Annotated in this window: 22 protein-coding genes and 1 riboswitch; of the genes, 4 read left to right on the top strand and 18 right to left on the bottom strand. The window is 71.9% G+C overall.

Features of this window, described 5'->3' with window-relative positions; translation table 11 throughout:
• Nucleotides 1-55 precede the first annotated feature (55 nt).
• The 5 genes from IH48_RS0108510 to IH48_RS0108490 form a co-directional block, all read right to left on the bottom strand.
• Nucleotides 56-1,024 (bottom strand): DMT family transporter, encoded by a 969-nt coding sequence (locus IH48_RS0108510; RefSeq protein WP_037841486.1) that lies wholly within the window; start codon nucleotides 1,022-1,024, stop codon nucleotides 56-58.
• 259 nt (nucleotides 1,025-1,283) lie between these two features.
• A complete protein-coding gene (locus IH48_RS0108505; RefSeq protein WP_078849566.1) occupies nucleotides 1,284-2,336 on the bottom strand; it encodes an EamA family transporter in 1,053 nt (350 codons plus the stop codon).
• 34 nt (nucleotides 2,337-2,370) lie between these two features.
• Entirely contained in the window at nucleotides 2,371-2,940 is a 570-nt protein-coding gene (locus IH48_RS0108500) for a Clp protease N-terminal domain-containing protein (RefSeq protein ID WP_051839408.1), read from the bottom strand.
• A 198-nt stretch (nucleotides 2,941-3,138) separates the two neighbouring features.
• Nucleotides 3,139-3,807 (bottom strand): O-methyltransferase, encoded by a 669-nt coding sequence (locus IH48_RS0108495; RefSeq protein WP_030901324.1) that lies wholly within the window; start codon nucleotides 3,805-3,807, stop codon nucleotides 3,139-3,141.
• Between the two features lie 163 nt (nucleotides 3,808-3,970).
• On the bottom strand, nucleotides 3,971-4,603 hold the full coding sequence (locus IH48_RS0108490; protein WP_030901321.1) for a PadR family transcriptional regulator: 633 nt from the start codon (nucleotides 4,601-4,603) through the stop codon (nucleotides 3,971-3,973).
• 137 nt (nucleotides 4,604-4,740) lie between these two features.
• Between IH48_RS0108490 and IH48_RS0108485 the strand changes: the two genes are divergently transcribed.
• Complete coding sequence (locus IH48_RS0108485; RefSeq protein ID WP_030901319.1) at nucleotides 4,741-5,574, top strand: PhzF family phenazine biosynthesis protein; 834 nt, start codon at nucleotides 4,741-4,743, stop codon at nucleotides 5,572-5,574.
• Nucleotides 5,575-5,625: 51 nt separating this feature from the next.
• Here IH48_RS0108485 and IH48_RS0108480 read toward each other — a convergent pair whose 3' ends face one another.
• Nucleotides 5,626-6,429, bottom strand: coding sequence for a CPBP family intramembrane glutamic endopeptidase (locus tag IH48_RS0108480; RefSeq protein WP_030901317.1), 804 nt, complete (start codon nucleotides 6,427-6,429; stop codon nucleotides 5,626-5,628).
• Nucleotides 6,430-6,540: 111 nt separating this feature from the next.
• A complete protein-coding gene (locus IH48_RS0108475; RefSeq protein WP_030901314.1) occupies nucleotides 6,541-8,073 on the bottom strand; it encodes a glutamate-cysteine ligase family protein in 1,533 nt (510 codons plus the stop codon).
• A 657-nt stretch (nucleotides 8,074-8,730) separates the two neighbouring features.
• On the opposite strand from IH48_RS0108475, the gene IH48_RS0108470 reads away from it, so the two are divergent.
• Nucleotides 8,731-9,333, top strand: coding sequence for a hypothetical protein (locus tag IH48_RS0108470; RefSeq protein ID WP_030901311.1), 603 nt, complete (start codon nucleotides 8,731-8,733; stop codon nucleotides 9,331-9,333).
• A gap of 354 nt (nucleotides 9,334-9,687) precedes the next feature.
• On the top strand, nucleotides 9,688-9,894 hold the full coding sequence (locus IH48_RS0108465; RefSeq protein WP_030901309.1) for a DUF5999 family protein: 207 nt from the start codon (nucleotides 9,688-9,690) through the stop codon (nucleotides 9,892-9,894).
• Between the two features lie 89 nt (nucleotides 9,895-9,983).
• Here the strand turns inward: IH48_RS0108465 and gcvP are convergent, their stop codons facing one another.
• On the bottom strand, nucleotides 9,984-12,869 hold the full coding sequence (gene gcvP, locus IH48_RS0108460) for an aminomethyl-transferring glycine dehydrogenase (protein WP_030901306.1): 2,886 nt from the start codon (nucleotides 12,867-12,869) through the stop codon (nucleotides 9,984-9,986).
• Nucleotides 12,870-13,046: 177 nt separating this feature from the next.
• Nucleotides 13,047-13,143, bottom strand: a riboswitch (glycine riboswitch).
• Nucleotides 13,144-13,300: 157 nt separating this feature from the next.
• On the opposite strand from gcvP, the gene IH48_RS0108455 reads away from it, so the two are divergent.
• A complete protein-coding gene (locus IH48_RS0108455) occupies nucleotides 13,301-13,699 on the top strand; it encodes a PRC-barrel domain-containing protein (RefSeq protein WP_030901304.1) in 399 nt (132 codons plus the stop codon).
• A 40-nt stretch (nucleotides 13,700-13,739) separates the two neighbouring features.
• Here IH48_RS0108455 and IH48_RS0108450 read toward each other — a convergent pair whose 3' ends face one another.
• The 10 genes from IH48_RS0108450 to IH48_RS0108405 form a co-directional block, all read right to left on the bottom strand.
• Nucleotides 13,740-15,116 carry a DNA polymerase IV gene (locus IH48_RS0108450; RefSeq protein WP_030901302.1) on the bottom strand — a complete coding sequence of 459 codons (1,377 nt, stop codon included), beginning with the start codon at nucleotides 15,114-15,116 and terminating at the stop codon, nucleotides 13,740-13,742.
• 76 nt (nucleotides 15,117-15,192) lie between these two features.
• On the bottom strand, nucleotides 15,193-15,759 hold the full coding sequence (locus tag IH48_RS0108445; RefSeq protein ID WP_030901300.1) for a MerR family transcriptional regulator: 567 nt from the start codon (nucleotides 15,757-15,759) through the stop codon (nucleotides 15,193-15,195).
• A gap of 193 nt (nucleotides 15,760-15,952) precedes the next feature.
• Nucleotides 15,953-16,426: a bifunctional nuclease family protein gene (locus IH48_RS0108440; RefSeq protein WP_006123076.1), complete on the bottom strand. Its 474-nt coding sequence runs from the start codon at nucleotides 16,424-16,426 to the stop codon at nucleotides 15,953-15,955.
• A 53-nt stretch (nucleotides 16,427-16,479) separates the two neighbouring features.
• Complete coding sequence (locus IH48_RS0108435; RefSeq protein ID WP_030901298.1) at nucleotides 16,480-17,226, bottom strand: MerR family transcriptional regulator; 747 nt, start codon at nucleotides 17,224-17,226, stop codon at nucleotides 16,480-16,482.
• A gap of 14 nt (nucleotides 17,227-17,240) precedes the next feature.
• A complete protein-coding gene (locus IH48_RS37600) occupies nucleotides 17,241-18,086 on the bottom strand; it encodes an FHA domain-containing protein (protein WP_078849563.1) in 846 nt (281 codons plus the stop codon).
• 190 nt (nucleotides 18,087-18,276) lie between these two features.
• Entirely contained in the window at nucleotides 18,277-19,086 is an 810-nt protein-coding gene (locus tag IH48_RS0108425; RefSeq protein ID WP_030901294.1) for a DUF881 domain-containing protein, read from the bottom strand.
• Nucleotides 19,087-19,091: 5 nt separating this feature from the next.
• Nucleotides 19,092-19,424, bottom strand: coding sequence for a small basic family protein (locus IH48_RS0108420; RefSeq protein WP_030901291.1), 333 nt, complete (start codon nucleotides 19,422-19,424; stop codon nucleotides 19,092-19,094).
• Complete coding sequence (locus tag IH48_RS0108415; protein WP_078849562.1) at nucleotides 19,421-20,338, bottom strand: DUF881 domain-containing protein; 918 nt, start codon at nucleotides 20,336-20,338, stop codon at nucleotides 19,421-19,423. The genes IH48_RS0108420 and IH48_RS0108415 overlap by 4 nt, the downstream gene beginning before the upstream one ends.
• 94 nt (nucleotides 20,339-20,432) lie before the next feature.
• A complete protein-coding gene (locus IH48_RS0108410; protein ID WP_030901287.1) occupies nucleotides 20,433-22,928 on the bottom strand; it encodes a mannose-1-phosphate guanyltransferase in 2,496 nt (831 codons plus the stop codon).
• A gap of 108 nt (nucleotides 22,929-23,036) precedes the next feature.
• Nucleotides 23,037-23,645 (bottom strand): CDP-alcohol phosphatidyltransferase family protein, encoded by a 609-nt coding sequence (locus IH48_RS0108405; RefSeq protein ID WP_030901284.1) that lies wholly within the window; start codon nucleotides 23,643-23,645, stop codon nucleotides 23,037-23,039.
• Nucleotides 23,646-23,844: the final 199 nt, after the last annotated feature.

Here is a 23,844-nt window from a genome sequence, read left to right as displayed (position 1 = left end):
CTACCGGACGGCTCGGCGGTGCGGCCGGTCGCCGCGCCCCCGAGCCGACCTGCCGTCACGCGGTGGGCGCGCTGCGGCGCCGCAGGCGCGAGGCGCGGGCCTCCGCGCCCGCCAGTCCCACCACCGCGGCAAGCAGTAGCAGCGTTCCGGCCACCGTCGCGCCCGTCAGCCGCTCGCCCAGCAGCCACACGGCGATCACCGCGGCACTCACCGGTTCGAGCAGCATGATCACGGATACGGTCGCGGCGCGCACCACGGCCGCGCCCGTGAAGTACAGCGCGTAGGCGAGCGCGGTCGGCACGGCCGCCACGTACACCAGCAGCCAGACCACCTCGGGAAGCCGCTGGGTGTGGGGCAGCAGCCCGCCCCCGGTCACGAGCGCGAGCGGCAGCAGCGCCGCCACGCCGATTCCGCAGGCCCAGGCCGTGGTGGCGAGCACGTCCGACCGCTCGCCACCACGGCCGAGCCACCGGGTCAGCAGCGTCATCGCCGCGTACGCGGCTGCGGAGAGCACGGCGAGTGCCACCCCGGCGGGCCGGACCGCGGCAGAACCGCCGCTCCCGCCGCCCAGGGTCAGCACGCCGAGACCGGCGAGCGCGCCCACCACGGCCGACAGGCCGCCCGCGCCGAGCCGCTCCCCCATCAGGGTGCGCGCGCCGAGCGCGATGAACACGGGCCCGGCGCCCAGCGTGACCACGGTCCCGACGGCGAGCCCTGTCGACCGTACGGACGCGAAGTACGCGGTCTGGAAGACGGTGAAGGCGGCGCCCGATCCGGCGATGCGCAGCGCCTTGCGCCGCCAGGGTTCGGCGGGCACGCGGGCGGACCCGGTGCCGCCCGGGCCCTCGCCGCCTCGTGCCCGGCCGCGTCCGCGCAGTGCGAGCGCCGCGAGCAGCAGTAGGAGGCCGCCCGCGCACCGCCAGAACGACAGGGCGATGGGCCCGAGGTCGCTGACGCGGTAGACGAGCGTGCCGGCCGCGCCCGCGGTGCCCCACGCCAGGCCGGCGACGGTCAGGAACAGCAGGCCGCGTCCGGTGGACGCGGACGAGGGTGCGGCAGACGCGGATAGGGAGAGCGAGGACGCCGAAGGCGTGGCGGGAGAGACGGAGGGTGAACTCGACACGTGTGGACTCCGTGGACGAAGAGCGGTGATCGGTCGCTTGCTCCGGTACGCGGGCAGCGACGAACCGCCCGGGTCGCGCCCGGGCCGTCTCCTCGTCGGTGTGTTCCGCCCGCGTCAGGCGGCGGGCGGCGGCAGCACGGTCGAATGCATGGCCGGCAGCCTACGTTCCGTGTCCGCCGCCGGACAACCGCTCCACCGGCGCGGCCGGTCCTTCCGCACCGCCGCCGTGCGCTTCGGCCCCTTCGGCCCCTTCGGCCACCGGGCCCGCGCCCCGCGCCACCTCGGCCCCTGACGCCTTGCCCGGCGTGCTCGACTGCGCGACGAACGCGCCCACGAGCACCACGAACCCGCCGGCGAGCTGCGGCAACGACAGGTGCTCGCCGAGCAGTACCCACGCCAGCACGGTCGCGACCACCGCCTCAAGGCACGCCACCACCCCGGCCACCTGCGGCGAGAGCCTGCGCACCGCGACCACGCCGGTCATGTACGCGAGAACGGTGGCGACCAGCACGATCCAGCCGAGCAGGAGGACGGACGGCACCCGGGTGCCGTCCATGCCGGCGCTCCCGCCGAGCACCGACCACCGCATCCGCCACGGCCGCGCCACCGCCGTCAGCACCAGCGCGCCGCACAGCAGGCCGTACGCGATGACGCCCAGCGGGTCGGCCGCGTCGTCCCCCTCGCTGCCATGGTCCGACAGCACGAAGTACGCGACCTGGCAGCAGGCGGCGCCGAGCGCGAGCAGCAGTCCAAGCGGGTCGAGGCGCAGCCCGGCCCACACCTCCACCACGCATGTGAGCCCCGCCGCCGCGAGCACCACGCCGAGCGCCGCGGCCCGCGTCACGGGGCGCCGCTGGACGAACCTGACCCAGAGCAGCACCAGCGCGGGCGCCAGGTACTCGACGAGCAGGGCGACACCCACGGGGATGCGGGAGAGCGCGGCGAAGTAGCACGCCTGCACACCCGCGACCGCGAAGAGCCCGAATCCCGCGAGGAGCGCGGGCCTGCGCCGTGCCAGCGCCCGATGGCGCCAGGCCACGGGGGACATCACCAGGGCCGCGCCCGCGACGCGCAGCCACACGACGTGCAGCGGATCGAGGCCCGCCTCGATCAGCGGCTTGGCCGCCACGCCGGAACCGCCGAACGCGAGGGCCGAGACCAGCGCCAGGCCGAGGCTCGTACCCCTGGCGGTGGGGTTCTGGGTGACACGCATGGCGCCATCATGACAGCCGGGGTCAGGAGCGTCGTTACGGTGGCTCCTGTCCGAACGGCGGCCGCTCCCCGGTGTCCGCTCCGTCGTCGGCGTACGCATCCTGCGCCGCGGCCCGGCCGAGCCGGGCGGCGAGTTCGGCCGCGTCGGTCCCGGCGCGGGTGAGCACTTCCACCGCGCGGCACTCCGGGTCGGCGGCGAGAGCCACCAGCAGGTCCGTGCCGCTCGCCGCCTTCGCGCCGCGGCGCGCCGCGCGGTCGAGCGCACGCTCCATGGCGGTGAGGGCGGGCGGCGACCAGCCGGCCGGCGCGCCGGGCACCACGACCGGCACCGCACCCGAGTCCTCGACGGTGCCCTGCCAGCGCAGCCCGTAGCCGATGCTCCGCTGCACGAGGTAGCCGAGGACCCGGGCGACCTGCGGCCCGCTCGCGAACGCGTCGCGGACCTCCGGGTCGGACTCGATCAGCGAGTGCAGCAGGTGCGCGGTGTCGATCTGCCCGTCGCCGTCCCGGTGGGCCCGCCTGCGCGCGCCGGAGACCACCGACGCCAGTTCCACCGTCAGGCGGGCATCGAGATCGGCACGGAGGGCGGCGGGCGCTTCGGGCACCCGGGGGCTGGGAGGTAGCACACTGCCACCACACCATCTCCGTGGCGCGAAAACATCCCCGGAGGGGTCCATCCGCACGTCCGTCAGCGGGTGGGCGGGCCGGGGCGGGAAGTCATCCTTGCGAAGGAGCGGGTGGGCGGGCCGGGGCGGGAAGTCATCCTTGCGAAGGAGGTCGCGTAGTACGGCCCCCGAGGGGCGTCACGCGATGACGCGTGCCAGCAGGAACCCGTCGTGCCCCTTGGTGCCGACGGTCTGCACCGCGGTGGCGGACAGGCGCGGGTCGTCCCCCGCGAGCTCGACGAACGCGCGGATGCCACGCACGGAGGGGTCCGCGGAGTCGGCGTCGGCGACGGCCCCGCCGCGTGCGACGTTGTCGCCGATGATCACGCTCCCGCGGCGGGTGAGCTTGAGTACCCACTCCAGGTAGCGCGGGTTGTTGGGCTTGTCGGCGTCGATGAAGACCAGGTCGAACGGCTCGGCGCCCTCCTCGTGGAGTGCGGCGAGCGTGTCCAGCGCCGGCCCGGGCCGTACCTCGGTGCGGTCGGCCAGGCCCGCGTGGGCGAGGTTGCCGCGTGCGACGTCGGCGTGCAGCGGGTCGGCCTCCAGGGTGACGAGCCGGCCGCCCTCGGGCAGGGCCCTGGCGAGCCAGATGGTGCTGTAGCCGCCGAGAGTGCCGATCTCCAGGATGCGCCGTGCGCCGTGCAGCTGTGCGATGAGCTGAAGCAGCTTGCCCTGGTTGGGTGCCACGTTGATGGGTGGCATTCCGGCCTTCGCGCTCGCGTCCAGCGCCGCCCTGAGCGCCTCGTCCTCTCCGACGAGGTGTTCGGTGAAGTAGTCGTCGACAGCGGTCCACTGCTGCTGTGCCATGCGTCTCCTCCGTCGATGCCCGGGGACACCCGATGGCCTGCCCCGGGGAAACCGTATACGCAGGGGGCATGCGGAAGGGCCCCGCGGCCAAGGCCGCGGGGCCCTTTCCCCCGTTGCTCCCCCGTCGCTCCCCCCGTCGCCGCCGGCGGTGCGCCGAGGAGGGTCAGTCCTCGTCGCCGTCGGCGAGGATCAGGTAGAGCTTCTTGCGCGTCTCGTTGATGACGGCGAGTGCCTTCTGCCGCTGCTCGGTGCTGCCGGTCTTCCAGACCTGGCCGAACGCCTCCATCAGGCCGAAGCCGGCCTGGCGGATCTCGTTCATGGTCTCCCAGTCGATGCCGCGGCCCGCGTCCTCCCACGGTGCCTCGGGGACCCCTTCGGCCTCCGTGCGGCCCGTTTCGGTCAGCGTGAACAGGTTCTTGCCGCCCTCGCTGCGGCTCTCGATGAGGCCCTCGTCCTCCAGCATCTGGAGGGTCGGGTAGACCGATCCTGGACTGGGCCGCCAGGCCCCGCCGCTGCGCTCGCCGATCTCCTGGATCATCTCGTAGCCGTGCATCGGGCGCTGTTTGAGCAGCGCGAGGATCGACGCGCGTACGTCACCGCGGCGCGCCCTCCCCCGTCCGCCGCCCCGCCCGCCCCCGCCGAACGGTCCTCCGAAGGGAGGCCCGAACTGGCCGAAGGCCGCGCGCAGTCCCTCGATGCCCCCGCGCCCGTGCGGGCCCGCACCCCAGGGTCCCGGCCCGAAGCCGGGGCCGTGCTCGTGTCCACGTCCGTGTCCGTGGTGCTGTGCTCCGTACATGGTGGTTCTCCTTCTGACACAAGATCTAGACGTACGATCTTTGATCGGTCGCGATGCGTCAACGATATATCGGAAACACGAGGACGACAACCCTCCGGCCATGGCGGTGCCCAGGGCGCGCCGCCTACGGTCGGTCCATGCGCATCCGAATCGTCGACGCCTTCACCGACCGTCCCTTCAGCGGCAACCCGGCGGGCGTGGTCCTGCTCGGCCACGACCGCTTCCCCCCGGATCCGTGGCTGCGCGACGTCGCCGCCGAGGTGAACCTGTCGGAGACCGCCTTCGCGCATCCACTGCCTCCCGGCGGGCCCGCCGACTGGGCGCTGCGCTGGTTCACCCCGGCCACCGAGGTCTCGCTGTGCGGCCACGCCACCCTGGCCACGGCACACGTCCTGCGCACGACGGGCCGCGCCGCCGGCCCCGTACGGTTCGCGGCGCGGCCCGGGGTGCTGTCGGCGCAGGCGCACGAGGACGGCTCGTACACGCTGGACTTCCCCACGTCGACGCTGACGCCCGTCGAAGCACCCGAGGGCACGGCGGAGGCGCTCGGCGCGGAGCCGGTGTCGGCGCACGACACGGCCGGCCACATCGGGGACCTGCTCGTGGAGCTGGCCGACGAGCGCACGGTGCGCGAACTGGCGCCCGATCACGACGCGCTCGTCAGGCTCTCCGACCGCGGGGTGATCGTCACGGCCGCCGCCGCGGATCCCTCACACGGCTACGACTACGTCTCGCGCGGCTTCTTCCCCGGTGTCGGGATCGCCGAGGACCCGGTCACGGGCAGCTCGCACACCGCCCTGGCACCGCTGTGGTCCGGGCGGCTCGGCAGGGACGTGCTGACGGGGTACCAGGCATCGGCACGCGGCGGTCTCGTGCGCACGACGCTCAGCGGCGACCGGACGCTGCTGAACGGCCGGGCGGTCACCGTGATCGACGGCGAGCTGCTGGCCGCGCCGCCGCAGGCGCGCTGACCGCGGGGCGGGTGCCGGCGCAGGCGCGCGACCGGGCGCGGATGCGGGTACTCAGAGCGTGGGCAGCCAGCTGACGTGCCCCGCGAGCAGCGCGTACCCGACGAACGCGCCCACGTCCATCAGCGAGTGGGCGACCACCAGCGGCCCCACCCTCCCCCACCTGCGGTAGAGGAGCACGAACACGACGCCCATCGCCATGTTGCCGACGAACCCGCCGAGCCCCTGGTAGAGGTGGTACGAGCCGCGCAGCACGGCACTCGCCGCGAGCGCGGCCACCGGCGACCAGCCCATCCTGTCCAGCCGCCGCAGCAGGTAGCCCACCACGACGACCTCTTCGAGTACCGCGTTCTGCACGGCGGAGACCACCAGCACCGGGTACTTCCACCACACGCCGGGCAGAGACTCGGGCACCACCGTCAGGTTGGCGCCCGAACCCTGCGCGAACAGGTAGAAGACGATGCCGACACCGCCGACGCACGCCGCGATCGCCGCGCCCCAGCCGAGGTCGGACCAGGGCCTGCGCCGGTCGAAGCCGATCGCGCGCAGGCTGCTGCCCTCCCTCATCAGCAGGTACGCGACGAGCACGACGGGCACGAGGGCGGTCGCGATGTCGAACAGCTGCCACGTGAGGTCGAGCCACGGCCGTCCGGGGGCCGCCGACGCGTTGAGGTGGGCGGCCTGGTGCTTGAGCGAGCCGCCCTTGGTGACGGATCCGACGAAGCTGATGAGGGCCGAGACCCCGCTGGCGCCGAGGGAGAGCGCGAGGACGATCAGGGTCTCGGTGCGCAGCACCTTGCGTGTCAGCGTCGTCTCACCGGTGCTGGGATCGGTCACGGGCACTGCCTCCACCTGCACACCGGCCTCCGGAATCACGCGTTCGCCCCGCACGCCGGCGCGGGTGCCGACGTGCACAAGCTACGCCCGGCGGCTGTGCGTCCACGGCCGCGACCCGGCGGCAGGCGTGGGCTACTCGGTGGGCAGCCGACCCGTCTCCGCCGGCCCCGGGAAGCCGACGGGCCAGGTGTGCACGGGACTGCCGTGGTGCATCAGCTCGCAGTACCTGCGGGTGGTCGCGGCGAATGCCGCGTCCCGCTCGAGACCGGCGTCGAGCGCGCGGTGGAACGTCCCGACCTGCCACGCCGCGCCGTTCATGGACCGGTTGCACCGCTCCTCGATCACGCCGAGGTAGAGGTCGCGGTCGGCGGGCTCGATGTTCCAGGCGTCGAGTCCGGCCGCGGCGAGCGGCAGCAGTTCGTCGCGTACGAGGTCGACGGCGGGCCGCGTGGCGAGCCCCGCCGACCTGGCGCGGCGCGGCCAGCGCAGCTCGGCGCCGATGCCGTGGCGGCAGGCCTCGTCGAAGTTCTCCGCCGCGGCCGAGAACGGCATGCGCCGCCACACCGGGCGTGCGTCCTCCGCGAGCGCGCGCACAAGACCGTAGTAGAAGGCGGCGTTGGCGATCACGTCGGTGACCGTCGGGCCCGCGGGCAGCACGCGGTTCTCCACGCGCAGGTGCGGCACGCCCTCGGAGACCTCGTAGACGGGACGGTTCCAGCGGTAGATCGTGCCGTTGTGCAGCGCGAGCTCCTGGAGGGCCGGCACTCCCCCGTCGTCGAGCACCTTCTGCGGGTCCTCGTCGGACATGATCGGCAGCAGCGGCAGGAAGTACCGCAGGTTCTCCGCGAACAGGTCGTAGGGCGAGTCGATCCAGCGCTCGCCGAACCAGGTCCTCGGGCGCACGCCCTGGACCTGGAGCTCGGGCGGGCGCACGTCGGTGGCCTGGGTGAACAGGGGAGGACGCGACTCGTGCCACAGCTCCTTGCCGAACAGGAAGGGCGCATTGGCGCCGAGGGCGATCTGCACCGCCGCCACGGCCTGCGCCGCGTTCCACACGTCGGCGAACCGCTCCTGCGTCACCTGGAGGTGCAGTTGCACGGACGTGCACGCCGCCTCGGGCGTGATGGAGGGGGACGTGGCGACCAGCCGCTCCTCCCCCTCGATGTCGAGGAGGAAGTCCTCGCCGCGCGCGTCCCGCATCTGGTCGTTGAGCAGGGTGTAGCGGTCGACCGCCGACAGGCTCCCCGAGCCGACGTCGTGGTGGCCGAGTGTCGGCAGGATGCCGATCATCACGATTCCCGCATCGACCTCCTCGGCCTTGCGGTGGGCATATCCAAGACCGGCGCGCAGCTCCTCGGCAAGCTGGTCGAGGACGCGCCCGTGCAGCCGGTGCGGTGCGATGTTCACTTCGAGGTTGAACATGCCGAGCTCGGTCTGGAAATCGCGGCTCGCGATACGGCTGAGCACCTCGTGGTTCATCATCCGCGGCAGCCCGTCGGAGCCCGCGAGATTGAGCTCGATCTCCAGGCCGATCAGATTCCTCGGCCTGTCGAAACGCTTCTCGGCGAGCAGCCTGCCGAGCACCGAGAGGCACTGCCGCAGCCTCTTGCGGTACTGCTCGCGGCCTGCCAGGTCAAAGCCGGCCGCCTCGACCTTCTCACCCATCGACGTGCCCTCCTCGGCGTGGTCCGCCCGCGACCGGCGCGCGCGTCTCGCTCGATAATGCCCACCGCCACCGATCCCTAACGCCCACCGCGCTCTGCTCGCGGCCGCTAGACTGACCGCGGGTACGGCCGCATGGCACATTCGTCACACACGTGCATTCCGTACATGCACGGGGCACGCAGCCCCCGGAGATCACACCGGAGATCGGCCCTCTTACGGCATACGGTTGGGTCCGTTAGCATAAACATGCATGCGGTACCGCGGCGGGAAACGGATGCCGGAAAACGCATGTGCCTCCGGCATAACGTCCTGGCATGAGAGTGCCGGTACGACGGCAATAGGGCATAAAAAGACTGCGACATGTTTCGGCCGTCCGCAGGAGCGAGGTCGCCGCAGGCCAGCGGCAAGACGTTCTTATTACGTCCAGCCAAAAGACTCGGGAAACCGGCCGAATAGTGGCTTGCGCGCAATACGGGCGACGGCTAGAAGAAACATTGTGTGAACACGCGTCGTATAAACTTCGCGGACGAGGTGGAAAGCGGGCGCAAGGCCCCAGAACCCGGATCATCCTCCGAGCCCGCACGCCGACAGAGCCGTCCCGCACCTCCGTACGCAACCCGCGCTGCACCCTGTCTCCTGAGCGAGAGGCAACCCACTATGCCGCTGCATGTTCCTCCTGTACCCGCACCCGCCCTGCGCAGCGTTCTCACCGCCCTCGGCTCCCCCACCGCCGTACGAGAGGCCCCCACCCCCGCGCTGCGGTCCGCCGCGGGGCCGCTGAGCCCGGAACTCCCCCTGCCCCTGCATGTGCTGGACACGCCGGCCGGACTCGGCGGCGCGCGGAACGCGCCGGGCACCCGCCTGACGGGCTGGCGGTTCGTCATCCACGCGGGCGACCGCCCGGTGGCAGCTGCCGACACCGTGCTCACTGCCGACGGCTGGGCCTTCTCCCGGTTCTTCGAGGGCCCCTACGTGACGGCGACGGAGCGCGCCCTGCGCCAGGCGGAAGCGCTCCAGACGTCCTACCAGCCGCGCCTGCTGTCCGTTCCCGGCCTGTACATGCTGACGCTGTGGCTGCACGGCGACGCGGCCGCCGACCCCGCCGCCGGCGGGGTCCGCCCCGATGACCTGCTGGTGCCGCTGGCACCCGCACCTCCCGGATTCGCGGCGCACCGGCCGCACCATGCCACGGAACTGCTGCCCGTGATCGGCCTGCGGCTCGCTCCCGTACCGCCGCACCTGCTCGGCACGCCCGTCTGACGCGCGGCACAGCGCGACCCGCCCGCCCCGCGGCCCAGGCCGCGGGGCGCTTTCGCGTGCCGCCAAGGCGGCCGCCGCGACCCGGTCGCCGGCACGCCCGGGTCACGGTTCGCCAACCATAGTGCTGGAGCGGTAAGTTGGGCCGTCCGTCCCGCCGGGTGACGGCGCGCCCGTCCGCCGCCCCGTTCTGGTTCCCCGGCAACGTACTGCGGTGAAATACCCCCGGATCGCTCCCCGGAGGAGAACACTGGGTCCGGACAACGAAGGACGGGGGACGCCATGGATTCCACGCAGGGCGGGCGGTCGCAGCAGCGGCGCCCGGCAGCCACCTCAACGCAGCGAAAGAACCCGCACATGTGCCAGCACCAGCCAGCCTGTCCGACCTCCGACTCCGCCGACCGCGAGGCGGCCCGCCCGGTGGCGAGCCACCCCGAACAGGGCTGGAGTCTGCTGTGCAACGGCGTCGTGCTGTTCGAGGACACGGGTGAACTGCTGCCGGACGGGCAGGTGATCGGCCCGCACAGGTCCGCGCGTACCGATCGGATCGTCACGGCGGCCTGACGCGGCACGGCGAGGGGCCCCGGCCCGGAGTTCGCGTCTCCGGCCCGGGGCCCCTCGCCGTCAGTCGCAGGCGGCGGCCGCCGCTCGGCTCAGTGGTCGTACGCGTCGAGCGGGGGGCACGAGCAGACCAGGTTGCGGTCGCCGAAGGCCCCGTCGATGCGCCGTACCGGCGGCCAGTACTTGTCGGCCGCGGAGACGCCGGCCGGGAAGACGGCCTCGTCCCTGCCGTAGGGGTGCTCCCAGTCGCCGCCCAGCGCGGCCGCGGTGTGCGGCGCGTTGCGCAGCGGGTTGTCGTCGGCGGGCCACTCGCCGGACGCCACCTTCTCGATCTCCGCGCGGATCGCGATCATGGCCGCACAGAACCGGTCGAGCTCGGCGAGGTCCTCACTCTCGGTCGGCTCGATCATCAGCGTGCCGGCGACGGGGAACGACATGGTCGGCGCGTGGAAACCGTAGTCGATGAGGCGCTTGGCGATGTCGTCGACGGTGACGCCGGTGGCCTTGGTCAGCGGCCGCAGGTCGACGATGCACTCGTGCGCGACCAGCCCGGCGGGGCCGGTGTAGAGCACCGGGTAGTGCGGTTCGAGCCGCTTCGCGACGTAGTTGGCGGCCAGCACCGCGACCTGCGTGGCGCGGGCCAGGCCCTCCCCGCCCATCAGCCGCACGTACGCCCACGAGATCGGCAGGATCCCGGCCGAGCCCCAGGGCGCCGCCGAGACGGGGCCCACACCCGTGTCGGGGCCCGCCGCGGGCTGCAGCGGGTGGTTCGGCAGGTGGGGCGCGAGGTGCGCGCGCACGCCGATCGGGCCCACGCCGGGGCCTCCGCCGCCGTGCGGGATGCAGAACGTCTTGTGCAGGTTCAGGTGCGAGACGTCCGACCCGAAGCGGCCCGGCTTGGCGAGGCCGACGAGGGCGTTGAGGTTGGCGCCGTCCACGTACACCTGGCCGCCGGCGTCGTGCACCGCCGCGCAGATGTCGCCGATCTGCTCCTCGAACACGCCGTGCGTGGACGGGTAGGTGACCATGAGGACGGCCAGCTCGCCGCCGTACTGCTCGATCTTCGCGTGCAGGTCGTCGACGTCGACGTCACCGGAGTCGCTGGTCCTCACGACGACGACCTTCATGCCCGCCATCACGGCGCTCGCCGCGTTGGTGCCGTGCGCGGAGGACGGGATCAGGCAGACCGTGCGGCCGGTGTCGCCGTTCGCGCGGTGGTAGGCGCGCACGGCGAGGAGGCCGGCGAGCTCACCCTGCGAACCCGCGTTCGGCTGGAGGGAGACCGCGTCGTAGCCGGTGACCTCGGCGAGGCGCTCCTCCAGCTCGCGGATGAGCGTGAGGTAGCCCTGCGCCTGCTCGGCGGGCGCGAAGGGGTGCAGTGCGCCGAACTCCGGCCAGGTGATCGGCTCCATCTCGGTGGTGCCGTTGAGCTTCATCGTGCAGGAGCCGAGCGGGATCATGCCGCGGTCGAGCGCGTAGTCCCGGTCGGACAGGCGGCGCAGGTAGCGCAGCATGGCCGTCTCGGAGCGGTGCTGGTGGAAGACGGGGTGGGTCAGGAACTCGTCGTCACGCAGCAGGTTGCCCGGCAGCGCGTCGGCGGCCTGCCCGTCCAGGGCCTCGATGTCGGCGTGCACGCCGAAGGCGGCCCACACGGCGGCGAGCTGGGCGCGCCCCGTGGTCTCGTCACAGGCGATCGAGACGTGGTCGCCGTCGACCAGGCGGAGGTTGACGCCGCCCTCGCGTGCGTCGGCGACGATCTCCGCCGCCCTGCCCGGCACGCGCACGGTGATCGTGTCGAAGTAGGCGGCCTCGGTGATCTCGGCGCCGCCGGCCCGCAGCCCCGCCGCGAGGACGGACGCGTACCTGTGGGTGCGGCGCGCGATGTCCCGCAGGCCCTCGGGCCCGTGGTAGACGGCGTACATGCCGGCCATGACGGCGAGCAGCACCTGCGCGGTGCAGATGTTGCTGGTGGCCTTCTCGCGGCGGATGTGCTGCTCGCGGGTCTGCAGGGCGAGCCGGTACGCCTTGGTCCCATCGGCGTCCACGGAGACGCCCACGAGGCGTCCCGGCAGGCTGCGCGCGAACCGGTCGCGGACGGCCATGTAGCCGGCGTGCGGGCCGCCGAAGCCCATGGGGACGCCGAAGCGCTGCGTGGTGCCGACGGCGATGTCCGCGCCGAGGTCGCCGGGCGGCGTGAGCAGGGTGAGCGCGAGCAGGTCGGCGGCGACCGTGACGACCGCGCCGAGTTCGTGCGCCCGCTCGATCACGGGGCGCGGGTCGCGGACGGCACCCGAGGCGCCCGGGTACTGCAGCAGGACGCCGAAGACGCCGCGCTCGGCGACGTCAGCGGGGATGCCCTCGCTCAGATCCGCGACGACGACCTCGACACCGGCCGGTTCCGCGCGGGTGCGGATGACGGCGACGGTCTGCGGCAGGGTGTCGGCGTCGACCAGGAAGACGCCCTCCTTGACCTTGCCGACTCGCCGCGCGAGCGCCATCGCCTCGGCGGCCGCCGTGCCCTCGTCCAGCAGCGACGCACCGGAGGTGGGCAGCCCCGTCAGGTCGGCGACCATCGTCTGGAAGTTCAGCAGCGCCTCGAGGCGGCCCTGGGAGATCTCGGGCTGGTACGGCGTGTACGCGGTGTACCAGGCGGGGTTCTCCAGCACGTTGCGGAGGATCACCGGCGGGGTGTACGTGCCGTAGTAGCCGAGGCCGATCATCGGGGCGAGCACCTGGTTGCGGTCGGCGAGCGACCTCAGTTCGGCCAGCACCTCGGCCTCGGTGCGCGCCTCCGGCAGGTTCAGGGCCTCGGCGCTCTTGATCACGTCGGGCACGGCGGCCGCGGTCAGCTCGTCCAGCGAGCCGTAGCCGACGTGGGCCAGCATCTTGGCCTGGGCGGCGGCGTCGGGTCCGATGTGGCGGTGCTCGAAGGGGGTGCCGCGCTCCAGCTGTGCGAGCGTCATGCGGTGGGCGGTCATGTGCGGAGGCCTCCTGGTCGACGCGACCTGCGTGGGGTGCCACTCGGCAGTGGCACCCGGACGGCCTCCCCCTCTGTCATGGACCTGAGAGCTTCACCGGTCCGCGACGTGAGCGGTCCGGTTTTCACCGTCGGTGAGGGCGGATGCCGTCGCGTCCGTCCTGCTTTCCAGAGTGACCTCGTCCGTGCGGTACGGGTGCCTGAGAGATTCCGGGGAGGATTTGCTCCTTCGGCGCCTCCGGCGGGCTGCCGGGGGACTCTCCCGCGCGGGGTCAGTGGCCGCCTGCCAGCCTACCAGCGGGGGTCCGGAAGGGGATTTCCGGCCGAAGGCGGCGGTCCACGGTGCGAGACGCCGAGTGGACGCACCCGCGGAAGTGCCGTTTCGTAGTATTCAGGAGCAGTTGCGAGCAGTTGCGACCTGTTGGAGGGACCGTGGAGACAGACATCGATCCGCGCAGCCTGATCGGCCGCAAGGCGCTCGACCGCGAGGGGCACAGGATCGGCACGGTCGACGAGGTGTACCTGGACGACGCGACCGGCGTCCCGGAGTGGGCCGCCGTCCGCACGGGGCTGTTCAGCAGGGACGCGTTCGTCCCGCTGGCGCCGAGCGCCCTGGTAGGCGACACGCTGCGGATCCCCTTCGAACGCGCGCTGATCAAGGAAGCGCCCGACTTCGGGGTGGGGCGCCATCTCTCGCCCGAGCAGGAACTCCAGCTCTACCACCACTACGGACTCGCGCTGCCCGCGGCCGGGCCGCCCGAGCCGCCCGCGTCCATGACGGACAAGGACGCGGAACGCGACTTCGGCAGCGTGGCGGGCCACGACGACTGAGGGCGCGCGGGGCCTACATGGCCCAGGCGCCTTGCGCAGATCAGTCCCCCGGTATCAGCGGCAGCGGGTCCGACGACTCCAGATCGGGGTCGTCAAGCCAGAACGTCCGCACACGCCCCACCGCGGAACCGGGCTGCTCGAAGCGCACCGTCACCCGCCGCGCCCCGCTGCCCTGCACCCAACCGGCGCCGAACGACGCGTGCCGTACGTCGTGGCCGGCCGGGTAGCGGCGCGGCGCTGCCCCGGCCGTGTCCGGGGGCGGCGTGTCCGGTGGCGGTGCGTCCGGTGGCGGCTCCGGCGCCGCCGAGGGCTCGTCCTGGACGACGGCTTCCGTCACGGCGCCCGTCCCCGACTGGGCGAAGAGGTCCTCCTGCGTGTAGTCGGCGAGGCCCGTCACCCCCACGCCGAGCAGCCGCACGCCGCCCGTCGTGTCCACCGCGTCGAGCAGCCGCCCCGCGGCCTCCCGCACCACCGCTCCGTCGTCCGTGGGCCCGCGCAGCGTCTCCGAGCGCGTGAGGGTCGAGAAATCGTAGCGGCGCACCTTCAGCACGACCGTCCGCCCGGAGCGTCCGGCCTCGCGCAGCCGCTGAACGCACCGGTCGGCGAGCCGGTCCACCTCGGCGCGCACCCGCACCCTGTCGTGCAGGTCGACGTCGAAGGTGTCCTCGACGGACACCGACTTCGCGTCCCGGTCCGAGACGACGGGCCGGTCGTCAAGACCGAGCGCCATCCGGTACAGGGACAGCCCGTGCGCCCTGCCGACGAGCCGCACCAGCTCGTCCTCCCCCGCCTGAGCGAGGTGGGCGACGGTCGTCATCCCGGCGCGCCGCAGGTGGTCCCCCGTCGCGGGCCCCACGCCCGGCAGGGTCCGCACGGGCATGGGCCCGAGCAGATCGCGCTCGGTGCCGGGCTCGATCAGCAGCAGGCCGTCCGGCTTGGCGCCCTCGGAGCCGATCTTCGCGAGCATCTTGGAGCCGGCGAGCCCCACGGAACCGCTCAGCCCCGTCACCGCCCTGATGTCCGCGCGCAGCCGCTCCCCGGTGGTCCGCGCCGCCGCCGCGTCGAAGGCCGTGCCGCCCGCCTCCAGGTCGACGAACGCCTCGTCCAGGCTGAGGGGTTCCACCAGCGGTGACAGCCGTCCGAGCAGCTCCATCACCTGGCCGCTTATCGCGCGGTAGAACTGGAACCGCGGCACGAGGTACGCCGCGTGCGGGGCGAGCCGCCTGGCCTGCGCCATCGGCATCGCCGAGTGGACACCGAACCTGCGCGCCTCGTACGAGGCCGTCGCGACGACCCCGCGCGGACCGAGCCCGCCGACGACCACGGGCTTGCCCCGCAGGCTCGGCTTCGACGCCTGCTCGACCGAGGCATAGAACGCGTCCATGTCCAGGTGGAGGATGGTCGGCGCGCGTCTCATGTCCTCGATGCTGCCGCAAGGGTCTGACAGTCGCGCCTTCGCAGGCCGCAGACTCCGCGGCCGCTACGGCTACGGCTCAGACCGCCCGGTCGCGGCGGCGCCGCGCGAGTTCGTCGGCGGGGTTGTTGCCGACGAGCGTCTCGCCGGTGTCGATCCGCTCTCCGTGGAGCTGGGAGAGCGCGCACTCGACGTCACGCCACACCACGCCGACCGCGATGCCGAAGACGCCCTGGCCGCACTGGAGCAGCGAGACGACCTCGTCGGGCGACGTGCACTCGTGGACGGTCGCGCCGTCGCACATGAGGGTCATGCGGTCGAGGTCCTGGAAGCCGCGGTCCCTCAGGTGCTGTACCGCGGCACGGATGTTCTGCAGGGCCACGCCCGTGTCGAGGAACCGCTTGACGATCTTCAGCACGACGACGTCGCGGAAGCTGTAGAGCCGCTGCGTACCGGAGCCGTAAGCGGGCCTGACGCTCGGCTCCACGAGCCCGGTGCGCGCCCAGTAGTCCAGCTGGCGGTAGGTGATCCCCGCCGCCGCGCAGGCCGTCGGTCCCCGGTAGCCGACACCCTCGTGGGTGGGGCCGACCGAACTGCCGTGAAGCCGGTACGGGCTGACCGCCGTACCGTCGCCGCTGCTTCTCACGCCGACCTCCGTCCTTGACCTGCCTTCACGAAGGTAGGCAGTCACCCGGGGTGCGTCAACGATCGCCGCACTCGCCACGCCGAGTGATAATCACCCTGAGGGTGGTTTAGCGTGCCCAGAAACAGGGAAAGGTCGTGGATTTGCCCGGGTGTGGACGGGCCGTGGAGCGGCGCCGATCCCGCCCCCGGCGGCCTCACTGGCTGTTGGTCCCGAAGTCCTCCGGCGAGATCTGGTCGAGGAACTCGCGGAACTTCTCCACCTCGTCCTCCTGCTCGTCGGGGATCGCGATACCGGCGTCGTCCAGCACGCCGTCGCTGCCGTAGATCGGCGTCCCCGTGCGCAGGGCCAGCGCTATGGCGTCGGACGGCCGCGCGCTCACCTCGACCCCGCTGGCGAAGACCAGCTCCGCGTAGAACACGCCCTCGCGGAGGTCCGTGATGCGCACTTCCGTGAGCTCCTGGCCCACCGCTTCGAGGACATCCTTGAACAGGTCGTGCGTCAGCGGTCTCGCCGGCGCCATGCCCTGCTGGGCGAAGGCAATGGCGGTCGCCTCCCCAGGTCCGATCCAGATGGGGAGGTAGCGGTCGCCTCCCACTTCGCGCAGGAGCACGATCGGCTGGTTGGAGGGCATTTCCACCCGGACACCCACAACGTCGAGCTCGTTCACACAGCAACCCTAGGACGTGCCCGGCAGGTTTGGGTAGTCGGGCACCGGCCGGATCAGTGCGACCGTCCGCTCAGCGCCGTCTTGACCAGTGCCGCGTGGAGCCGGACCGACAGCCCCGCCAGCTCCCGCGTCGTGGCCTCCGCATGGGCCCTGGTCTGCGGATTGCGGTGCCTGCGCAGCGGCGCGACCACCTGCTCGACGAGCCCGGCCTCGCGCTCAGCGGCCGCTTTCATGACCCGCAGGTGGCGCGGTTCGAGCCCGAAGCGTCCGAGATCCGCCACCAGCCTGGCCACGGACACGGAGTCCGCGTCGTAGGCGCCGTCAGGACCCGCGGCCACCAGGCCGTACGACTCCCACTCGGCGAGTTCGCGCTCCGCCACACCCAGCGCGGCCAGCAGCTCGGCGCGCCCGACACGAGCCGCCGTCGGCTCCTCGACGGCCGCCGCCGGGGGCGCCGGCCAGTCGCCGTCGCGGTCGCGCTGGGGACCCGGCAGCGCCACCCGCTCGCCGCGGCCCAGCGCCTCCAGGTGCTCCTTGATGACCTTCAGCGGCAGGTAGTGGTCGCGCTGCATGCGCAGCACCAGCGCGAGACGCTCCACGTCGCCCGGGGAGAACTTGCGGTAGCCGGACGGCGTCCTGCGCGGCTCCACAAGGCCCTCCGCCTCGAGGAAGCGGATCTTCGAGATGGTGACCTCGGGGAACTCGTCACGCAGCCTCCCCAGCACGGCCCCGATGCTGACGACCTGCTCCCCCGCACGGGCGGTGCCGTGGCCGGCACCGCCCTCAGGTGTGGGCGGCATGGCCCCTCTCCGGGTCACGCGCCCCGCTGGCTCGCGTAGAAGACCAGCCGGTACTTGCCGATCTGGACCTCGTCGCCGGTCGCCAGCAGGACCGAGTCGATCCGCTCACGGTTGACGTAGGTGCCGTTGAGGCTGCCCACGTCGGAGACGGTGAACAGGCCGTCCGCCCCTCTGCGGAATTCCACGTGCCGGCGCGACACCGTCACGTCGTCCAGGAAGATGTCGCTCTGCGGGTGGCGCCCCGCCGTCGTCAACTCGCCGTCCAGCAGGAAGCGGCTGCCCGAGTTGGGTCCGCGGCGCACGATGAGCAGCGCCGAACCGAACGGCAGCGCCTCGACGGCGGCCTGCGCCTCCGGGCTCAGCGTGGGCAGCTGCGTCTGGCCCGTGGACTCCGGATCGTAGGCCTCAAGTCCGGAGATGGAGATGGTGGACGTCGTCTCCGCGGCGCGCTCGGCCGGAGCGCCGGCCCGCAGCGGTGCGCCGCAGTTGGAGCAGAACCTGCTGGATTCGGCGTTGCGGTGGCCGCATCTCGAACAAACCAGGGCCGACATGGCGGGGTCCTCCTGCCGTGGCTGCCCCGCCCGTGGGTCGGTCGCGAACGAGGCGGTGGGAAAGTCTCCACCCGTACTTGAGGTTGACGGTTCCCCGAAACCTATGCGCCCTTGCCCAGCGGGGTCAACCGGCGACGCGCCGTGGCCGCCGTCCGCGCCCCGCTCCTGACCGCCCACCTGGTCGCGGAAGAGCGGGCGGTCACCGCCCCGCTCCTCGCCCTCGCCCTGCGCCTGCCGCGCCGCGCGATGGCGGGCGTTGCCGCCCTCTTCGCGGGAGCTCCTGCCGAACAACTTCGCAAACAACTTCACGGGCGATTCCCCTTGACCGAAACAGACCCGCCCGTGGGGCAGGACGACATATCACTGAACATGCCTGCCGACCCGGACATCTTGACAGCGTCCGTACACAACGAACAGTTTCCACCACACATCGCGCTCATCATGCGTCGACCCCCCGCAACCTCCTGCCCGTAGCGAACCTCCCACATGCACTCGCGGCTCACCGGGAGGACGACCGAGCGTAGTCAGGCCGCTTCGCCGGTCGCAAGGCGTCCACGACGACCTGGTCCGAGCCGGTCACCGTGGCCGTGGCCTGCTCCTTCTCCAGCGTCTGCACCACGCCGCCTGGGATGCCGAGCGCCGGCTTCAGGTCCTGCGGCCGGCCGATCGCCGTGAAGCGGTACGGCGACGACACCGCCTTGCCGTCCACCTGAATACTGCCTCCCGTTCCGGTGAAATCCGTATCCGCGACCACGCGCACGCCGTTGACCTCGATGGCCTCCGCGCCCGCAGCGCGCAGTTCCTGCACGGCGTCGAGCAGCATGTCGGAACCCACCGCGTGGTGCGGGTCGCTCACCGTGAGCGTGATGCCGGGCCCCTGCGCTCCCGTGGTCCCTGCGAGGATGCCCAACTGCTGCTCCTTCTCACGTGTCTGCTTGCGGGCCTCCTCCGCCCGGTCGGAGCTGTTCTCCAGTCCCGTGCGCTGGTCCACGAGATCCTGCTTCTCGTCCTCAAGACGCTGGGTTCGGTTGTCCAGTTCATCGAGGATACGGACAAGATCCTCCTGGCGTGCCCCGCGCAGCGCGCTGTTGTCGCTGTGCGACCTGACCTGGACGGCCAGTCCGAGGCCCAGCACGAAGAGCAGAACGGCGACCGTCAGTTGGGCACGGGTGACGCGCGGCGGCCAGAGGCCCGCCGCCAGCCGCTGCCGTCCGGTGAGGCGCGGCCTGCCGTCCGTACCCGCCTCGGCGCCCCTCCGGGCGTCAGGCCGCGGGGAGTCAGGTCCTTCGGGGATGTGAGGCGCACTCATCGGCGTCACGCCCGGAAGATGTGCCGGCGGATCGCCGCGGCGTTGGAGAAGATCCTGATGCCGAGGACCACGACGACACCGGTGGACAGCTGGGCACCCACGCCGAGCTTGTCGCCGAGGAACACGATGAGCGCGGCCACCACGACGTTCGACAGGAACGACACGACGAAGACCTTGTCGACGAAGATTCCGTCGAGCATGGCGCGCAGACCGCCGAAGACCGCGTCGAGCGCGGCGACGACGGCGATGGGCAGGTACGGCTCGACCACCGCGGGAACCTCGGGCCTGACGAACAGCCCGACCACGACTCCGACGACGAGGCCAAGTACGGCGATCACGATGTGCCCTCTTCTGTCTTCCCTGTTGCGGTCCCGAGCGGCCTGGCAGCGCGCAGCACCAGGCTCGGCGCGGCCGGTAGCCGCACGTCGTCCTGCGTGGACAGGGACACCCGGATACCGAAGTCGCTCTTGAGCGTGTCCAGATACGCGCCGTCGGCGCCGCCCTTGAACCTCGCCGCCAGCTTCCTGCCGTCCCCCACGGCGAGCACCGTGTAGGGCGGCGCCAGCGGCCTGTTGTCGACCAGTATGGCGTCACCCGCCGCGCGGATGGCCGAAAGCGCCGTGAGCCGCTGGCCGTTGACGCAGACGGCCTCCGCGCCCGCCGCCCACAGCCCGTTGACGACGCGCTGCATGTCGCGGTCGCGCACCCGCCCCGTGTCGGAGAAGTCCGCGTTCTCCCGCGGGTTCGCGCCGCCGCCGGTCTCGGTGTCCTTCGCGTCGTCCACGACGAGCTTCACGCCGGGTCCGCGCACATCGGTGGCGCCCGCCAGCACGGAGACCAACGGGGTACGGCCTCCCCCGGGTTGGCGCAGCGCCGCCTGCTGGCGGTGGGCGACGTCCCGGCGCAGGCCGTCGACATCGTGCTCCAGGTCGTCCGCGTGGGCCGTCTCGCTGCCGACCCGGTCGATCAGCTCCTGCCGCTCCTTGGCCACGACGGGCGCCGCATGGTGCGCCTGTGCCGCCCCGAGCGTCACCACGAGCGCGGCAAGTACCAGCCCGGCCCCGAGCCACAGCCTGCCCCGCACGCCGCGCGGCAGGCCGCCTGCCCCTGACGTCCTGCGGGCGGACGCCTCGGCGTACCCGTCGTCCAGGGCGTGGTCCATCACGTTGGTCAGCAGCGACATGGACGCGTCGGGGCGTGCACGCCCCGCGGCGCTGCTCCGTGTGGGGGACTGCTGCGGCATGCCGCACATCGTCGCACGTCGTGACGGTCTCCACCGAACGGCCCCGGACGACGTGCGCTCACATGGTCCGGAGCCGCCCGGCAACCGCCTGCGGGCGGGCGGGTCAGTGCCCGGCGCCGTCCACGATCGTCGACCACTCGTCGAGCAGCGCCTGCGCCGAGGCGTCGTCCGGACCCTCGGCCCACAGATGCGTCACGGCCTCCGCCGGGTCGGGCAGCACCATCACCCAGCGCCCGTCGGCCTCGACCACGCGCACCCCGTCCGTGGTGTCGACCTGCCGGTCACCCGCGGCCTCCACGACCGTACGCATCACAAGGCCCTTGACGGCCCACGGCGTCGCGAGGTCGCGGCGCAGCACGTGCGCCCGCGGAATGCGGGCGTCGATCTGGCTGAGCGTGAGCTGCGTACGGGCGACCAGGCCGATCAGGCGCACGAACGCCGCCGAGGCGTCCAGCACGCTGCTGAACTCCGGTACGAGGAACGCGCCGCGTCCGTCGCCACCGAAGATGGTGGTCTCCTCGCGGCCGACGCGCGTCAGGTCGTCGGGCGACGTCGTCGTCCACTCCACCTGGGTCCCGTGGTAGGCGGCCACCTGCTCGGCGATGCGCGTCGTCGTGACGGGCAGCGCCACGCGCCCGCTGCGCCGCTCGGCGGCCACCAGGTCGAGCAGGACGAGCAGCGCCCTGTCGTCCTCGACGATGCGGCCGCGCTCGTCGACGAGCGAAAGCCGCTCGCCCACCGGGTCGAACCGCACGCCGAAGGCCGCACGCGCCGAGGACACGATCTCCCCGAGCCGCACGAGCCCCGACCTGCGTGACTCGGGCGTCTCCGTCGGCCGGGACTCGTCGAGCCCCGGGTTGATCGTCAGCGAGTCCACCCCGAGCCTGCCGAGCAGGCTGGGCAGGACGAGACCCGCGCTGCCGTTCGAGGCGTCGACCACGACCTTCAGGTTGGCCTCGGCGATTCCGTCCGTGTCCACGCTGCGCAGCAGCGCGCCCGTGTACGAGTCGTACACGCTCGACGGGAACTGCAGGTCGCCGATCTCGCCGGGGAACGCCCTGCGGTACTCCTGGCGCGCGTAGACGCGGTCGAGCTTGCGCTGCCCTGCCTGCGAGAGGTCGGAGCCGCGCTCGTCGAAGAACATGATGTCCACGGAGTCGGGCACGCCGGGCGTGGTACGGATCATGATGCCGCCCGCGCTGCCGCGCGCGGTCTGCTGGCGCGCCACGGGCAGCGGCACGTTCTCCAGGTCGCGCACGTCGATGGCGCTCGACTGCAGGGACGAGATGACGGCGCGCTTGAGCGCACGGGCGCCACGGGAGTGGTCACGCGCCGTCGTGACGGTGGAGCCCTTCTTCAGCGTCGTGGCGTACGCGCCGGCGAGCCGTACGGCGAGCTCGGGGGTGATCTCGACGTTCAGGATCCCGGAGACGCCGCGCGCGCCGAACAGGTTCGCCTGTCCTCGGGACTCCCAGATCACCGACGTGTTGACGAACGCGCCCGCCTCGACCGTCTTGAACGGGTAGACGCGGACGTTGCCCTGGATGATCGACTCCTCGCCGACCAGGCACTCGTCCCCGATGACAGCGCCGTCCTCGATCCTGGCTGCCCGCATCACGTCGGTGTTCTTGCCGATGACGCAGCCGCGCAGGTTGCAGTGGGTGCCGAGGTAGACGTTGTCGTGGATGACCGTCCTGTGCAGGAAGGCGCCTTCCTTCACGACCACATTGGAGCCGATCACCGTGTGCTCGCGCATCTCGACGTCCGCTTCGACCTTCGCGTAGTCGCCGATGTACAGCGGACCGCGCAGCACCGCGTCGGGGTGCACCTCGGCGCCCTCGGCCATCCAGACGCCGGGCGAGATCTCGAAGCCGTCGATCTCCACGTCGACCTTGCCCTCGAGCACGTCGGCCTGGGCCTTCTGGTAGCTCTCGTGGGTGCCGACGTCCTCCCAGTAGCCCTCGGCGATGTAGCCGTAGACCGGCTTGCCCTCCTTCATCAGCTGCGGGAAGACGTCGCCCGACCAGTCGACGGACGCGTCGGCCTCGACGTAGTCGAAGACCTCGGGCTCCATGACGTAGATCCCGGTGTTCACGGTGTCGGAGAAGACCTGACCCCAGGTGGGCTTTTCCAGAAAACGCTCGACCTTGCCCTCTTCGTCCACGATGGTGATGCCGAATTCCAGCGGATTCGGCACACGCGTCAGGCACACCGTGACGAGAGCGCCCTTCTCTTTGTGGAACTCGATGAGGTCCGTGAGGTCGAAATCAGTGAGGGCGTCGCCCGAGATCACCAGGAACGCGTCGTCCTTGAGTGCCTCTTCCGCGTTCTTGACGCTTCCGGCCGTGCCGAGCGGCTTTTCCTCATTGGCATAGGTGAGTTCCATGCCGAGTTCCTCGCCGTCGCCGAAATAATTCCGGACGAGCGAAGCCAGGAACTGCACGGTCACCACGGTCTCGGTCAATCCATGGCGCTTGAGCAACCTCAGCACGTGCTCCATGATCGGCCGGTTCACCACCGGCAGGAGCGGCTTGGGCATGCTGGAGGTCATGGGGCGAAGCCGAGTACCTTCACCACCGGCCATTACGACGGCCTTCATGTCGGAAGCGTCCTCCTCAAGAGACGGTCTCGCCGACCACACCCGTCCTGACAGAAAGACCTGAGACCAGGCAAGCGGCCTTGCAACGCTGCAAGGCACGACGACGGGTCAATCAGTCACAGCGTCGGCGCTGACAAGCCGGCGGACCTGAACCACATAGAGGATCCCTGCCCACCAGTACAGGGTTGTACCCCATCCTGCGAACGCCCATCCGAAAACTTCGGCGAGTGACGCGAGCCACCCGCTTCCGTCACTGAGCAGCAGTAGCGGGAACGCGTACATCAGGTTGAAGGTAGCCGCCTTGCCGAGGAAGTTCACCTGGGGAGGCGGATAGCCGTGCCTGCGGAGAATGCCCACCATGACGAGGAGCATGAGCTCCCGCGCCAATAGGACGGCTGTGAGCCACAGGGGCAGGATCTCGCGCCAGGTGAGTCCGACGAGGGTGGAAAGGATGTACAGCCGGTCGGCGGCGGGGTCGAGGAGCCGCCCGAGGCTGCTGATCTGGTTCCAGCGCCGGGCGAGCTTGCCGTCGAGGTAGTCGCTGATGCCGCTGAACGCCAGCACGAGCAGCGCCCAGCCGTCGGCCTTGGACTGCCCGAACTCGGGGCGCAGGATCAGCCACAGGAACACCGGCACGCCGACCAGGCGGGCCATGGAGAGGATGTTGGGGATGGTGAGTACCCGGTTCGTCTGGACACGGGTCTCCTGGACCTCCACCCGGGGGCCTCCTGTGCGAATGAGCCGACGATGCCTCCTGACCCTACCTGTACGGGTGAACGCCCTGGGCGACCGGGGTGGGCCGGCCCTCGCCGAGAACGCGAAAAGGCCCGCACCAGATGGTGCGGGCCTCCCCGGTCCTGCAACGTATTGTTCGGCGGCGTCCTACTCTCCCACAGGGTCCCCCCTGCAGTACCAT

This window comes from Streptomyces sp. NRRL F-5126, from assembly GCF_000721265.1.
GTDB lineage: Bacteria > Actinomycetota > Actinomycetes > Streptomycetales > Streptomycetaceae > Streptomyces.
Note: the sequence above shows the minus strand (reverse complement) of the source record. Positions and strands in the feature narration are given on the sequence as shown.